The sequence below is a fragment of the Cupriavidus phytohabitans genome, assembly GCF_017815025.1.
In the GTDB taxonomy this organism is placed as follows: domain Bacteria; phylum Pseudomonadota; class Gammaproteobacteria; order Burkholderiales; family Burkholderiaceae; genus Cupriavidus.
The window spans coordinates 1-14,423 of the sequence record NZ_JAGIQB010000008.1; the positions used below are offsets into that span (position 1 = coordinate 1).

At 59.9% G+C, this 14,423-nt stretch carries 12 protein-coding genes; 9 read left to right on the top strand and 3 right to left on the bottom strand.

Annotated features, from left to right (window positions below; genetic code table 11):
* Nucleotides 1-58 precede the first annotated feature (58 nt).
* Nucleotides 59-592: a reverse transcriptase domain-containing protein gene (locus J8I34_RS07290; RefSeq protein WP_245175822.1), complete on the bottom strand. Its 534-nt coding sequence runs from the start codon at nucleotides 590-592 to the stop codon at nucleotides 59-61.
* A 294-nt stretch (nucleotides 593-886) separates the two neighbouring features.
* On the opposite strand from J8I34_RS07290, the gene J8I34_RS07295 reads away from it, so the two are divergent.
* From J8I34_RS07295 to J8I34_RS07315, 5 genes are all read left to right on the top strand, one after another.
* The gene (locus tag J8I34_RS07295; protein ID WP_209805722.1) at nucleotides 887-3,262 is read left to right on the top strand and encodes an EAL domain-containing protein; all 2,376 of its coding nucleotides are present in this window, start codon (nucleotides 887-889) and stop codon (nucleotides 3,260-3,262) included.
* 299 nt (nucleotides 3,263-3,561) lie between these two features.
* On the top strand, nucleotides 3,562-5,253 hold the full coding sequence (locus J8I34_RS07300; RefSeq protein WP_209805723.1) for an SWIM zinc finger family protein: 1,692 nt from the start codon (nucleotides 3,562-3,564) through the stop codon (nucleotides 5,251-5,253).
* A gap of 94 nt (nucleotides 5,254-5,347) precedes the next feature.
* Entirely contained in the window at nucleotides 5,348-6,175 is an 828-nt protein-coding gene (locus J8I34_RS07305) for a YdcF family protein (RefSeq protein ID WP_371748049.1), read from the top strand.
* A 395-nt stretch (nucleotides 6,176-6,570) separates the two neighbouring features.
* A complete protein-coding gene (locus tag J8I34_RS07310) occupies nucleotides 6,571-7,470 on the top strand; it encodes a TauD/TfdA dioxygenase family protein (RefSeq protein WP_209805773.1) in 900 nt (299 codons plus the stop codon).
* 24 nt (nucleotides 7,471-7,494) lie between these two features.
* Complete coding sequence (locus tag J8I34_RS07315) at nucleotides 7,495-8,559, top strand: beta-keto acid cleavage family enzyme (protein WP_209805725.1); 1,065 nt, start codon at nucleotides 7,495-7,497, stop codon at nucleotides 8,557-8,559.
* 204 nt (nucleotides 8,560-8,763) lie between these two features.
* Here the strand turns inward: J8I34_RS07315 and J8I34_RS07320 are convergent, their stop codons facing one another.
* Nucleotides 8,764-9,093: a DUF1484 family protein gene (locus tag J8I34_RS07320; protein ID WP_209805726.1), complete on the bottom strand. Its 330-nt coding sequence runs from the start codon at nucleotides 9,091-9,093 to the stop codon at nucleotides 8,764-8,766.
* Between the two features lie 645 nt (nucleotides 9,094-9,738).
* Here J8I34_RS07320 and J8I34_RS34690 point away from each other — a divergent pair.
* The 4 genes from J8I34_RS34690 (at nucleotide 9,739) to J8I34_RS07340 (ending at nucleotide 13,337) form a co-directional block, all read left to right on the top strand.
* Nucleotides 9,739-10,860, top strand: a complete 1,122-nt coding sequence (locus tag J8I34_RS34690; protein ID WP_245175823.1) for an HNH endonuclease — start codon at nucleotides 9,739-9,741, stop codon at nucleotides 10,858-10,860.
* Nucleotides 10,861-10,932: 72 nt separating this feature from the next.
* Nucleotides 10,933-11,235, top strand: coding sequence for a DUF4031 domain-containing protein (locus J8I34_RS07330; protein WP_209805727.1), 303 nt, complete (start codon nucleotides 10,933-10,935; stop codon nucleotides 11,233-11,235).
* 63 nt (nucleotides 11,236-11,298) lie between these two features.
* On the top strand, nucleotides 11,299-12,360 hold the full coding sequence (locus J8I34_RS07335) for a thymidylate synthase (RefSeq protein ID WP_209805728.1): 1,062 nt from the start codon (nucleotides 11,299-11,301) through the stop codon (nucleotides 12,358-12,360).
* Between the two features lie 2 nt (nucleotides 12,361-12,362).
* A complete protein-coding gene (locus tag J8I34_RS07340; protein ID WP_245175825.1) occupies nucleotides 12,363-13,337 on the top strand; it encodes an alpha-glutamyl/putrescinyl thymine pyrophosphorylase clade 3 protein in 975 nt (324 codons plus the stop codon).
* Nucleotides 13,338-13,340: 3 nt separating this feature from the next.
* On the opposite strand, the gene J8I34_RS07345 is transcribed toward J8I34_RS07340, so the two are convergent.
* A complete protein-coding gene (locus tag J8I34_RS07345; protein ID WP_245175826.1) occupies nucleotides 13,341-14,330 on the bottom strand; it encodes an ImmA/IrrE family metallo-endopeptidase in 990 nt (329 codons plus the stop codon).
* Nucleotides 14,331-14,423 lie beyond the last annotated feature (93 nt).

A 14,423-nucleotide genomic window follows, 5' to 3' on the forward strand; every position in this document is an offset into this window, starting at 1 on the left:
GACCATGGCGCCAGGCACTCCCTTGATATGCGAAGGCCACATCTTACCCGCGAGTTTGCTATGTTGTTGCCGGAGCTCTGACACCGCCTTGCGGCGTGCCCTTGTCCGGATACTCCACGGCCCCGTCAGGCATTTGCACGGGTGCCTTGAGCCAGCGCTCGATATACAGCAGCACCCACGCGCAGTCCGTGTGACAGCGCACCGCGCGCATCATGAGTTCCCAATCGATACTACCGAAGAAATTCTTGATGTCGAGGTCAAGCACCCATTCGTACTCCCAGCATCGCTGCCGGGTGACGTTGAGCGCCTGATGCGCCGATCGTCCGGGACGATACCCGTATGAGTCACCGTGAAACACCGGTTCCACGAGCGGCTCCAGATATCGCTTGACCACCGTCTGAGCGATGCGATCGGAGATCGTGGGTATTCCCAACGGCCTCGTTCCCGCACCTCCCGCTTTGGGTATGTCAACCCGCAGCACCGGCGGCGGCATGTAGCTGCCGGAGGACATCCGATTCCAGATCCGATACAGAGCCTGAGTCAAAGTCACGCCGCCTTTATGCCGGATGCCGAATGGGCCGTCAGCAGGCATCGCCCAAACTCGTCCCGGAGCATGAAACCCCTCCGGTTTTGACATCGATTATCACGATTACGACACGTCATCAGCGGTTCACTCACGTTCGTCTCTTTGACTCTCACCTGCCGGGGTTTCCCCCCGACTTTTCCAACAACGCTCACCACGAGGGCTCTTTACCCACGCAGCTTGTGGCGGTTTGAAGCCTGCTCCTGCAAGCCGACTTCGAGGGGCCGGCCCTCATCTTCAGTAAAGCATCGCGAACATCGATTGGCTGATGCTTGCGTTCTTGGCACACGTTCCATTGTCGTGATGGATCACGGCCAGGCAGTCGGCATCTGGACCGAACGCGATGCGCTGGCGCTCGGCAACGCGGCCGAGGCGCTGTCCGGGCCGATCGGCGCGCTGATGAGCCACCCTGTGGATTCCTTGTCCGGCCACACGCGCCTCGGCGACGCCGTCGTCCACTTCAAGAACAAGGGCATCCGCCATTGCCTGGTGGTCGACGACGCCGGGCGCCCGCTCGGCATGCTCTCGCAGACCGATCTCGTCATGGGCCACGGCGCCGAATTCTTCCTGCGCACCAAGCCGATCGATTCCGTCAAGTTGTCCCGGCCTGTCGTGGTGGCGTCCGACACCAGCCTGCCCGACGCGATGCACGCCATGCGCACCGGCGGGCTGAGCGCCATCGTCGTTCGCTACTCCGCAGACGAGTACGGCATCCTGACCGAACGCGATATTGTCCGGCTGGCGGCCGCCAATGCGCTTGTCGGCACGGTGGCCGAACATGCGACGCGCCCCCTGCGCGCGCTGCGGCGATCGCAGAGCCTCTACGCGGCGCGCCAGACCCTGATCGAGAATCGCATCCGCCATGTGGGCATATTTGACGGCCAGCGCGACGGCCACGGCGAACTGGTGGGTGTGCTGAGCCTGGCCGACATCCTGAGCCATATCGAATACGAGTATGTGCATGAGCTTCAACTGGCGCTGCGCGAGCGCGATGAAGCCCTGCTGCAATCCGCCTACCACCTGAAGCTGGCGGACCGCGTGTTCGAGGCCACGCTCGACGGCGTCATGGTGACAGACCCGAACGGCGTCATCGAGCGGGTGAACCCGGCCTTTACGCAACTGACCGGCTATTCCCAGGCCGAAGCTATCGGCAAGACCCCGCGCATGCTGAACTCAGGAAAACAGGGCGCCGAGTTCTATCAGTCGCTGTGGCGCCAGCTGCGCGAGCAGGGCAGCTGGCAGGGCGAGATCTGGAATCGCCGCAAGAACGGTGAACTCTACCTGGAGTACCTGTCGATCTCAGGCATCTACAGCCCCGATGGCACCTGCACGCATTACGCCGCCATCTTTTCGGACATCACCAAGCGCCGGATGGACGAAGAGCGCCTGAACCACCTGGCGATGCACGATGCCCTCACGGCCCTGCCGAACCGTACCCTGTTCAGCGAGCGCCTGAAGCAGGCCATTGCCCGCGCCGAGCGTGCCTGCAGGCGGGTGGCCGTGATGTTCATCGACCTCGACCGCTTCAAGCTGATCAACGACACCATGGGGCACGGCGTGGGCGACCAGGCCCTCAAGGTCATCGCCCGGCGGCTCAAGGAAGCCGTTCGCGAAAGCGACACGGTGGCGCGCCTGGCCGGGGACGAATTCACCGTCATCATCGAAGACATCGAAGACATCCGCCACGTCGCGCAGATTGCGCAGGCATTGCTGAAATCGGTCGGGCACCCGATCGACACCCACGGCCAAGCCGTGTTCGTGACACCGAGCATCGGCATCAGCATCTACCCCGACGACGGCACCGACCAGAAACAGTTGCTGATGCAGGCCGATCGCGCCATGTACGCGGCCAAGGAGGAGGGCAAGAACAGTTTCCGCTTCTTCTCCACGCAGATGACCTCATCCTCGATGGAGCGGATCACGCTTGAAAGCGAGTTGCGCAACGCCCTGGCGGCCAACGAATTCCGCCTGCACTATCAACCGGTCTTCGACCTGCGCAGCGGGGCCGTCGTCAGCCTGGAAGCGCTGCTGCGCTGGCAGCATCCGACGCGGGGCTTGCTGTCACCCGGCGAGTTCATCACCACCGCCGAGGATTCGGCATTGATCATGCCGATCGGCGCGTGGGTACTGCGCGAAGCCTGCAGGCAGGCGCGCCTCTGGATCGAAGAGGGTTTCGCGTTCGGCCGGATTGCCGTCAACCTCTCCGCGCGGCAATGCCGCCACGAGCAGTTCCTGCATGACCTCACCACGATCCTGAGCGATACCGGCTTGCCGCCGGGCAGGCTGCAGCTGGAACTGGTCGAGAGCATGGCCATGACCGGCAATGGGATGACGGAAGCGCTGCTGGCGGAGCTTGCGCGGCGTGGGGTGAGTCTTGCTATTGATGACTTTGGGACGGGGTACTCGTCGTTTACCTATTTGCAGGCGCTGCCGGTTGATACGCTGAAGGTGGACCGGTCGTTCCTTGCTGGTATCGACGGCCGTCGGCGTGACAGCGCGATCCTGCGGGCGATTGTTGCCATGGCGCGGTCGCTTGGGTTGACGGTGGTGGCGGAAGGTGTCGAGAACGCCGACCAGTTGTGCTTCCTGCGTGAAATTGGGTGCGATCGTGGGCAGGGTTTCCTTCTCGCGCGGCCTGTACCGGCCGGTCAGTTATTGCGTGCAGGTATTGACGTCTGACGTCGCGGGTTAGCCGCCACCCGTATGGCTGCCGTGGTCGCGATCCCGGGCTAAGCGACGGAGCACCGAGAATCTCTCAATGGGAGCATCCCTGCCACAGCCCTTATTGGCCCACCCTCGGCATGAGCTGTGGCATGCCCGCGCGTTCTGACAGGTATCATCGTAACGGTCCGCCGTCCGTTCGCGGCATGTCTTCAATGGGACGCCACCTTCCATGTCCGCACCTGCAAAGCTCTCTGAAATCCTTACACTCGCCGACAGTTCAGGCCCAGACCGACACCGGGACGTTCGCGCGCGGCATGGCCTATTTCCATGACGGTGCCGTGTCTCGCCTTGAGGAACACGAAGGCGCCATTCGCGCCAGCGTACGCGGAACGCACCGTTACCGCGTCGAGCTGGCCGTCGCTGGCGATGGCGAACTCGCCTATGCATGCGACTGCCCGGTAGGCGATCAAGGTATTTTCTGCAAGCACGCGGTGGCCGTTGCACTCGCCTGGCTCGAAAACACTGGCGAAGAGGTATTCCATGCCGAAGAGACCACCCGGGAGAAACCGCGCAAGAAGCGAAAGACCTACGAGGAAGTGATTCGCGAATACGTGGCGACGCTGGACAAAGGCGCGCTTCAGGAACTGCTGCTGGAAGCCGTCGAGCTTGACCGGACGTTACGCGACAAGTTGCTATTCGCCGCCCGCTCGGCGCAGGCGTCCGATCTGCCGAGCATGAGAACTGCCGTGCGGCAGGTCACGCGCATCTCCCGGCCGCTGGACTGGACGGAGGCTGGCGAATACGGCGACAGCCTGATGTCGCTGGCCGAGACGTTACGCCAGAGGCTCACTGGGCCGCACGCTGCGCAAGTGGTCGAACTCACCGAGCTGGCAATTGCCGGCGCGGAAATGAGCCTTGAGCAGATTGACGATTCCGGCGGAGGCGTGATGCCCGGCATCCTGGAGCTGGCGTCTGTCCACCTCGACGCATGCCAGCAAACCCGCCCCGACCCTGTGAAACTTGCGGAGCGGCTCTTCCGCCTGCAGGTGGAAGGCAAATGGGATACTTTCAGCGATGTCCTACCCGCTTACGCCGAGCCTCTGGGCACGAGCGGGTTAAGCCGCTACCGTGGACTGGTAAGCGAGGCCTGGGAAGCCCTCGCCCCGCTTGCTCCGGGCAATGAATCTCTCCAATCATTCGAGTCGCGCCGACTGTATCTTGAGCGCACAATGCGAACCCTGGCGGAGCTTGACGGCGACACCGATGCACTTATCCGAATTCTCTCCAAGGACCTGTCGAGTCCGTATCGCTTTCTTCAGATTGCAGAACTTTGCGTGAATCATGGCCGTCCGGACGAGGGTCTCGCGTGGGCCGAGCGAGCCCTTCGTGAATCGGAAGGGAATGTCGACGCGCGCCTGCTCGACTTTTGCATCGACGCGTATCTGCGTCGCGGCGAGTTCGACCAGGCCGCTACGATCGCATGGCGCCGCTTCGAGATGCATCCGACGGCCGGCACGTTTCCCGCCTTGATGAAGGTCGCTACGGCCATCGGTCGGCATGATGAGACCCGGGAGCGTGCAATCAAGCTCCTTTGGGCGCTTGTCAAGGAAGAGGAGTCGAGCAAGAAATCCAAACGCTATGCCTGGCAGACGCCAACGCGCACCGAACTGGTCAAGCTTTTCCTTTCCGAAGAGAAGGACGATGTGGCCTGGGACACCTTTGTCGGTGGCCCGGTGGCGACGCAACTGTGGCCCCAGATGGCAGTTGCCCGAGGCAGAACGCATCCTCATGATGCGATTGCCCTCTATCACCGGCTGCTGCCGGTCGCCGTCGGGAACGGCTCGGGCAGTGCGCGCTATGACGAGGCATTTGAAATCGTGCGCGCCATCGGAAGCCTGCGGTCAAGGCTGGGCGAGCACGCAGAGTTCACCAGAGAACTGGAGGAGATCCGTGCCACCTATCGCGCGAAGCGCAATTTCATCAAGCTGCTCGCCACATTGCCCTGAAGTTGTCGTGTCCGCCTGGTGTTCAGCGCTAGCCATGCTCATGAAGAAGTGGCTCGGTGTAATGATCCGTCGCGCTATCTGGTGACATATGCGGTTGGAAAATATCGGAGTCAACTATCTGGAGAACCCCGCGGTGAAACGCCGAACGCGCTGGATACGCCTCGGCCTGGCACTGGCCGGAGCCGTGCTGCTTGGCGATGCTGTCGCGCTGATGGGAATGGGATTGTTCAGCCTTGGCATCACGTTGCCGGGGTGTATTGGCATCGCCTTCCTGTTGCTCGCGTTGTGCTGGGATGGCGTGACACGGTGGCGCAAGACTGATCGACGGCGACAGTTGCTGTGGCGTGCGGGTTGGGTGGCGTTTGCTGCGTGGCTGGTGACTGTCGGGGTGTTCTTTTATGACATCCGCAGCGGCATGGGCGTCCCCGTGCCGGCAGGGACTTCGGTGAAGGCGATCGTCATCCTTGGATCAGGCACGCCTAACTGCGAGGCGTCGCCGACGTTGATTGCGCGGCTGGATCAAGGGTTGATGCAGGCGCAGCGATGGCCGGAGGCCAAGTTGGTTGTGAGTGGCGGACAGGACTTCGGGCTGCGGTGTGTCGAGGCGGACATCATGGCGGACTACCTCGTATCGCGTGGGGTGGCGTCGGACAGGGTGATTCGCGAGGGGCGAAGTACAAGTACCGAGGAGAACCTGTTGTTCAGCCGGCGGTTGCTGGAGGGACAGGGCGTCGATGCCGGGAAGGCGATTGTGGTGGTGACCAGCGATTTCCACGTGCGGCGGGCGATGGGAATTGCGCGTAGGGCAGGGTTCAGCGAGGCCTTTGGCGTTGGAGCCGCGACGCCTTTGTACCTTCGCTTCAATGCGTGGCTGCGTGAGTACTTCGCGGCGATCAGTAGCTGGGTCCTGAGGGAGTACTGAGGCATCAGCTTGTGGCACTTCTCCGTGCCAAAAGCAGAACGGCGCGAGACCAATTGGCTAGCGCCGTTTTGCTTTCACGCCCGCGTTGCGCGGGCCTGCTGCTCGCACCAAAAATTTGACGGCGATCAAATCGCACCAGCCCTGACTCCGGGCCTGGCACCAAACGCAAGCCGTTTGGCACGTAAAGCAAAGTCCCACCCTGCCCGCGAACAGTAATTTTCATCCGACGCCAGACGCGTTGATTTACCCCACTGATAAGGCAGGAGACAAAGCGTGAACAAAACCAGCATTTCCCATCGCCCGCCAGGGCACGGCATCGCGTGTTCGACATGCTCGACGCATCCGACAAGCGCGGCATGCCCGGCTTCCGTCATTTCCCGCACGGAGGCCTGACAATGCGCGTAGAACAACTGACCGCCAGCATTGGCGCTGAACTGGTCGACGTGGACCTGAACGATGCCATCCACGACGACGGCCTGTTCGCCGAGATCCGCGCCGCGCTGCTGCAGCACAAGGTGCTGTTCCTGCGTGACCAGGACATTTCCCGCGCCGGGCACGTCGCCTTTGCCGAGCGCTTCGGCCAGCTGGAAGATCACCCGGTTGCCGGCAGCCATCCGCAATACCCTGGCCTGGTGCAGATCTACAAGCGCCCGGACCAGCCGATGGATCGCTACGAGAACGCCTGGCATACCGATGCGACGTGGCGTGAAGCGCCGCCCATGGGTTGCGTGCTGCGCTGCCTGGAAGGCCCGGCAGTCGGGGCCGACACCATGTGGGCGAACATGGTGCTCGCCTACGAGAACCTGCCCGCGCATGTAAAGATGGAGATCGCCGGCCTGCGTGCCCGCCACAGCATCGAGGCAAGCTTTGGCGCCGCCATGCCGATCGAACGGCGCCTGGCGCTGAAGGAGCAGTACCCGGACCCGGAACACCCGGTGGTGCGCATCCACCCCGAGACCGGTGAAAAGGTCCTGTTCGTCAACGCCTTCACCACGCACTTCACCAACTTCCACACCGCGGCACACGTGCGTTACGGCCAGGACTACAACCCGGGCGGCGCTGACCTGCTGCGTTACCTGGTGTCGCAGGCGTTCATTCCCGAGTACCAGGTTCGCTGGCGCTGGAAGCCCAACAGCATGGCCATCTGGGACAACCGCAGCACCCAGCACTACGCGGTGATGGACTACGCGCCCTGCCATCGCAAGATGGAGCGCGCCGGCATCATCGGCGACAAGCCCTTTGGCATCGGCGAGCGCGACCTCAACGCGCGCACCCCCGAAACCGCACTGGCCTGAACCACTTATCCGCAGGAGACAAAGATGGATTTCATCGACGGTTCGCTGTTCCCCGAGAACCAGCAGAAGCTGGTCATTACCGCCGCGCCTTTCGGTCCGGAATGGATGCCAGCCGACTTCCCGGAAGACATTCCGGTAACGATGGAGGCACAGATCCAGAAGGCCGTGGACTGCTACAACGCCGGCGCCACCGTGCTGCACGTGCATGTGCGTGAAGCCGATGGCAAGGGCTCCAAGCGCTTGTCCAAGTTCAATGAACTGCTGGCCGGCATCCGCGCCCGCGTGCCCGACATGATCCTGCAGGTGGGCGGCTCGATCTCGTTTGCGCCCGAGAATGAAGGCGACGTCGCCAGGTGGCTGTCGGACGATACCCGCCACATGCTGGCGGAACTGAAGCCGACGCCGGACCAGGTGACGATCGCTATCAACACCAACCAGATGAACGTGGTCGAGCAGATGTGCGCGGCCGACGTGGCCGGCACCTCGCTGGCCGAGCCGGCGAACTACCGCGCCTATCGCGAAATGACCATTCCCGCCGGGCCGGAATGGGTGGAAGAACACATCCGCCGCCTCAGCAGCAATGGCATCCAGACCCACTTCCAGCTTGCCACCATCGCCCAGATGGAAACGGTGGAGCGCATGATGCGCAAGGGCACCTGCAATGTGCCGCTGATCCTGACCTGGGTGGCCATTGGCGGCGGCTTTGAAGCGCCCAACCTCTACAACCTGGCGAACTTCGTGCGTGCCTGCCCCAACGGCTCGGTGCTGACGCTGGAAACCTCCATGCTCAACGTGCTGCCGCTGAACATGATGGCCATCGCCATGGGCCTGCATGTGCGTTGCGGCATCGAGGACAACATCTGGACCCAGCGCCGCGACCGCAAGATGGGCACCGTGGAGCAGATCGAGCAGCTCGTGCGCATGTCGCGCGAGTTCGGCCGCGACGTGGCCAACGGGGAGGAAGCGCGCGAGATCTACAAGATCGGCACGTTCTATGACAGTGCGGATGAAACGCTGGCGGAGAATGGGTTCGCGGCGAACCGGAAGCCGGGGCAGGTTGGGTTCACGCGGCATGCTGGCTGTCGATAGTTGCTAATAGCCGCCCATAAGGGGCGGAGCAAAGCGCGGGCATGCGGTTGCGTGAGTCCCTTGCAGCGATCAGCGACTGGATCTTGAGGGCGTATTGAGGCTTCAGCTTGCGGCACTTCACAGTGCCAGAACCAGAACGGCGCGAGGCCAGGTGGCTCGCGCCGTTTCGCTTTCAGGCCCGGTACTGCGCGGGCCTGTCCCTCGTCAGACGAGCGTCTGCAGGCGGTCGGCGCTCTGGTCGATCTGCCGCTTGAGCGGCGAAAGCAGGGCGTGGAGGCCGATGCTATCGGGGATATCGCCGGCCTGCAGGTCCAGCAAGGTTAGGACCGACTGGAGACCGGCGCTAACGCGCAGGAGGTCGTCGCTGGTTTCGAGGATGTGGTCCTCGAGGGTGACGGCTTTGCTGGGTGGGGGCGGGGTGGATTTTGCGCGGCGGCGGAACTGGGCGCGGTCGGCTTTGGCCAGGTTTTCGGCTAGTTGGGCTTGTTTTTGGGCGAGGGTGGCCTCTTGGGGAGAGGGGATGGTGGGTTGCATTGCGAACCTCCTTGCATCGGTGATAGAGGCCCGCCGTCCGCTGTCAATCGGGTGGGCGAGCACGAGGCAGGGTTGACAGACCGGATGCAAGGGCCGGCGAGCCCGAGGGCTCCCCCGCCACGGCCCGCCCGTAAGGGCGTGCATAGGCGAAAGACGAGAGGATACCGCCTCGTGGCTCGTCCGGCTTGCATGGATTCAGGCTGTCAAACCTGGTCGACCATTGGTGTGGTGACACCGCCAGTTTCGAACGGCAGTCCGCAAGGGACAATGCAGCGAACTCTCAAAACGAGCTTCCGTCTGTCATCAGAAAAGCCCGAGTACGGGCTTCAAATGCTTACCAGGACCGCGTTCCAACTGCCGGCTTCCTTTGGTAGGTGACGCAAGCGGCCGTGCTCGGGTCGGAAGCGGTCACTAACGAAGGCCAATCCGCGACTAGTTTTGACACACCCGCCCGAATCGCGATTCAGGATCGACACGCATGGCCTCCGGAATTGGCCTGGCACCGGCTAGCGATGCCTATGTGCCGACGCTCAGGAAGCCCCCTTTCGAGTGATTGCTTGCTTGCGTTGCCCGTTACATAATGACAAAAATATCAGAATTTTCCGATTGCGTGTCTGAGTAGACACTGCAGTCGCAGGGGGCAACTTGCGCATTCCACATGTCACTCAGGCGACCATCAGGTCAGCATTAGATAAGTTCGATCGCGAACTGCGCGGCACTAAGAAGTGGGGAGATTGGGAAGCCAAGAAGTCGCAGCTTTATGCGATCTCCGATCGCGGGATGCTGTATCCGCCTAAGCAAATCCTATCGATGGCGACAGGCATTCCAGTTTCACGCTTTAGCGGCGGAGATCAAACGAACGCTCACCTAATAGACCTTGGGTTCAGCATCGTTCGGCTTCCTAACGAAAACATGTCCATCGAGGGGCTTGAACCTCCAAAGTTCGTACTAGGACACGTCTATCATCGACAAACAGAAATTCATGATCGATTTGGGGGCAGCCGCCAAAGCGGCATAGCGCCGTCCAGCAAGGTACCTGCCATTTTCATCTTCACCGGAGAAAGCGGTGAGCAATACGGCTACTTCGACGGCCGCGACGAGCTCGGCGTGTTCTCTTACACAGGGGAAGGGCAAGTCGGCGATATGGAATTCAAGCGCGGCAACCTTGCCATCAGAAAGCATGCTGCCAATGGACACGCTCTGCACCTTTTCAAGTCGCTAGGGAAGGGGAAGGGACAGGAATACTTGGGCGAACATGCATACGCCGATCATACGATCCGTAGGGGCCCCGACAGGGAGGGAACGCAGCGAAACATTATCGTCTTCCAACTTGTCCCTGTTGCGCTACTCGACGAGGAGAGCAGCACACTGCTCGAAGAAGAGGAGATGGATGATCCTACGCCCACCAGCTTGGAAGAGGCTCGAAAGCGCGCAATCGAGGCCATTCACGATTCCGGCAACGAAATCGGCAAGTCGGTACTACGGAATCTCTATCGACGAAGCAAGCGAGTAAAGGACTACGTGCTACTGCGGGCTGAAGGCATTTGTGAATCATGTCAGCAACCGGCACCGTTCAAGCGAAAAGACGGTTCAGCCTACCTTGAACCCCATCACACCACACGCGTATCAGATGGTGGACTTGATCATCCGCGATATGTTGCTGCCTTGTGTCCTGCCTGTCATCGTCACATTCATCACGGCGTTGGGGGGGATGAGAAGAACCTTCAGCTGATTTCGGCTATCGCTGCCAAGGAGCCCGAAGTGTGAATCACGTTACCGAAGCTTCTGAAGTATCATCGTTGTGCCTGAACAAAAGTATAAATTCTCTGAGGGACGAAATTGGCAGTCTACGTAGACAACGCTCGCATTGCATGGCGAGGTCGCCAGTGGTGCCATCTTGTTGCTGATTCGCTAGATGAACTTCACAGGTTTGCGATATCGCTCGGGCTGAGACGCGGTTGGTTTCAGGCTCAGGCGTCGTTGCCCCACTACGATGTCACTGTTGAGGTTCGAGACGTAGCGCTGAGTCGCGGCGCCCTGGCTGCAGACAGGCGGACTTTGGTCATGCGCGGCCGCCAATTGAAACTTGAGCTTCGGGCGCAAACAGCACGTCAAAATAGTCAACTCAGGTTGTTTGACTGACATCGCATCAGGCACAAACGGACGTGACGTTATTACTGGCCACAGATCTATAAGAATCTAACCATGTATCTGAGCGCCGAAACTTTAGACGACCTGCTAATCAAGGTCTACAAACGCCTACTTAGTCGCAGAGGCGCATATGAAATACATCCACGAAAAGGTCCAGCGACAGAAATATTCGGCGGACTACTTCAAATAACCAATCCTCGAGCCAGATTAAGTAGAACCGAACTAAAAAGTACGTTCTTTAGTTGCATTGGTGAATTCTTGTGGTATCTATCCGGCACCAACAATCTCGATTTCATTGAGTATTACATCCCTGGGTATGGAAAATATTCGGATGATAAGAAAACTATCTATGGAGCATACGGTCCTCGTCTGCTGAGCCTAAATGGTATTAACCAGCTCGACAACGTCGTGCAGACGCTTAAACGGTGGCCGGATTCAAGGCGCGCAGTCATCCAGCTCTTCCAGGCCGAGGACCTTGCAGCGGACCTGGAGTCGACACTCAAGGACATGCCGTGCACCTGTACGCTGCAATTCACCGTGCGCAGAGGGCAGTTGCAAATGTTGGCTATGATGCGGTCAAACGACGCGTACAAGGGCCTTCCGCACGACGTCTTCGCTTTCACCATGCTGCAAGAAATCATGGCACGGAAGCTCGGTGTAGAGGTCGGAACGTACAGACATACGGTCGGGAGCTTTCATCTCTACGCGGGCGATGCCAAGAAAGCTGCCGAGTACCTGGAGGAGGGCGTTCAGGCGCGTGTTCCGATGCCTGCGATGCCGCTCGGTGACCCGCACGAGTCCATCGAGATGTTGCTTCAAGCCGAAAACAGTATCAGACAGGGCAAGCGAACAAGTGTCGCGCGAATGCATCCTTATTGGGCCGACCTTGCCAGACTGCTTCAGGTCTATAGCTATTCGGTGGCTCCTACCAAGGCCCATCGGGAGCAAATCAGACGCATCAAGAAACAGATGCACTCCGACGCGTACGAAATCTATATCGAGAAACGGGAGCGTCGCCAGCCCTTCCCGGTTATCCCCGTGGAGCAACCACTATTCGCGCCCGGCGAACTCGATATGCCGCCGCCGCCCAGTGCCAGCCAGGAAGAAGCAAACTGAGTTTGCCAGATACGCCGAACATCTCCAGCATCAGTCAAAATACAATGGCCAAATACGACCGCGAACTTGCAACGCGCCTTGAAGAACAGCTACGTAACTATCGGGTGAACGGGCAGCCACTACCAGGGATTGCGAATCCAGCAGCGTTAGCCACGCTGGTTGAACAGATGCTAGAGAGCGTCCATCGGGTACAGTTCGTGAAACGGATTCGCGACAATAAAGACAAAATATCCGAGCGCAGAACCGACCCGAAGGACGATATGTTCGACCCTATCCGGGCAACCGTATGGCACATGGATAGGGGGAATTTTGATGAAGCATTCTGGATAGTCTTCCTATTCGTCGTCTGCGGCCGCAACCTGAACACGGGGTACGGTCTACTGCGAATGGTGTATGGGGCGTTCAAGGACCAGTTCGTCTGGACGTGGGAACAATACAACAGCGAAGAAAACGCCTTTACTCTCTGGCTGCACGACCGCTTGTCGGAAATCGAGAAGGTGAAGTCCGGTTTCCGTTTTGGGAACCACCGCCAATACGAAAGTATCAGGAATCTCGACATCGTCCTGAAAAGCTATGCTGATTGGGTTGGCCCAGAACACTCCCATGTCGCCCTGATTGAGTCGGCGAAGGCGGAAGCTGGCGATGACCCTAAGGAGCTTTTCGCTTACCTCTACAAGTCCATGAGCGCCGTTCGTCGGTTTGGGCGCCTGGGAAAATTCGACTATCTGACGATGGTCGGCAAAGTGGGCCTCGTCAATATTGAACCTCCGTCGGCATACATGACAGAGGCAACTGGGCCAGCGACGGGAGCGCAGCTACTGTTTGGGGTACCGGGACATGGGAGAGATGCCCGCAAAAAGCTCGACGAACTCGCAATCGACCTAGATGGCGTATTGAAGGTCGGAATGCAGGTTATCGAGGATTCGCTCTGCAACTGGCAGAAGAGCCCCGAAAAGTTCGTCGCTTTTCGGGGCTGATTCTCAGCCCCACGTATAACGGGTCTTCAGCTTGTTGAAGTGCTCGCGCTTCAACAAGCCGCGATGTTGCATTTGTCCCACGACGATCCCCATGGACACGCCAGCGTCGCGGGCCAGTCGCGCAATGCCGAACTTGCTCTTCGCTGCCTCAGGCATACGCTGCTGGAATACCTGCGGTATTAGGTGCTCAGCCGCGAACTGGTTCGCCTCTTCCTCCATTGGCGATTTGGGTCCGTCCGTAGTCGTCTCCAGAATCAACGACTCCGTGTCATAGTGCAATACGAGGTGGCCCGCCTCGTGAAAAAACGAGAACCAGAACTGGTCATCGCTCAGGTAACGGAAAGACAACAGCAACACCGCTTTGGTCGGCGTCGAAAAGAACGTTGCCCCGCTAGCTCGGCATCCCGGCGGGGCTTTTACAATAACGACCGCCACGCCGGCTTCAGCGCAAAGATGCTGAAGTCGGGGAAGAAAGTCGACAGGGTTCGGAAGTAACGTGAGTTCCCGGACCTTCGACAGCTGATTTCCGAAAAGAGCGGGGTTCCATTCGCTGCAGTCAATCCGGTCAGCCAGGACCTCGCCTCGTCTCAACCACGCAGCAGTCGCTGGCACACTTTCGACGTGTGCATCCGTGGTCCGGAATGCAGCTGCATCTCTGGTCTCCCCGTAAGTACGGTTCCAGGCATCCAGATTCGGCACGCCAAAGAACTCTAGACACTTACGCAAATTGGTCCTCTTGTCCACGGCTCCGTCTATCCAGCCGAACTCGACCATTTGCTTAATGGGAAGGCATTTCAACCAGGCCTTGTAATCGGCACTTTCTGGGTCGACGCCCTCAGCCAACTCTGCCAGTTGTTCGCGGTACTGCTCTTCGCGGCGAAGCCAGAAGGCGGCCGATGCACCAAGTACCGCCTCCAGCCGAGTTGCGACAGAAGCGGTCAACGCAAATTTGCCTGTCAGCAGGTCGGCGAACTCATCGACCGACAGGTCCATCGACTGCGCCATCCGCTCAGCCGGCATTCTTTTGGATACCAACAGGTCAGATATCGTCCGGCCAGGCGGAACTGCCCACGTGGGGGAAAAATC

Excerpts from the sequence above, each read along its gene's own strand:
- J8I34_RS07345 (WP_245175826.1), bottom strand. The coding sequence starts at position 14,330 with ATGGACCTGTCGGTCGATGAGTTCGCCGACCTGCTGACAGGCAAATTT.
- J8I34_RS07290 (WP_245175822.1), bottom strand. The coding sequence starts at position 592 with ATGCCTGCTGACGGCCCATTCGGCATCCGGCATAAAGGCGGCGTGACT.
- J8I34_RS07310 (WP_209805773.1), top strand. The coding sequence starts at position 6,571 with ATGCGCGTAGAACAACTGACCGCCAGCATTGGCGCTGAACTGGTCGAC.
- J8I34_RS07320 (WP_209805726.1), bottom strand. The coding sequence starts at position 9,093 with ATGCAACCCACCATCCCCTCTCCCCAAGAGGCCACCCTCGCCCAAAAA.
- J8I34_RS07315 (WP_209805725.1), top strand. The coding sequence starts at position 7,495 with ATGGATTTCATCGACGGTTCGCTGTTCCCCGAGAACCAGCAGAAGCTG.
- J8I34_RS07335 (WP_209805728.1), top strand. The coding sequence starts at position 11,299 with ATGTATCTGAGCGCCGAAACTTTAGACGACCTGCTAATCAAGGTCTAC.
- J8I34_RS07295 (WP_209805722.1), top strand. The coding sequence starts at position 887 with ATGGATCACGGCCAGGCAGTCGGCATCTGGACCGAACGCGATGCGCTG.
- J8I34_RS07300 (WP_209805723.1), top strand. The coding sequence starts at position 3,562 with ATGGCCTATTTCCATGACGGTGCCGTGTCTCGCCTTGAGGAACACGAA.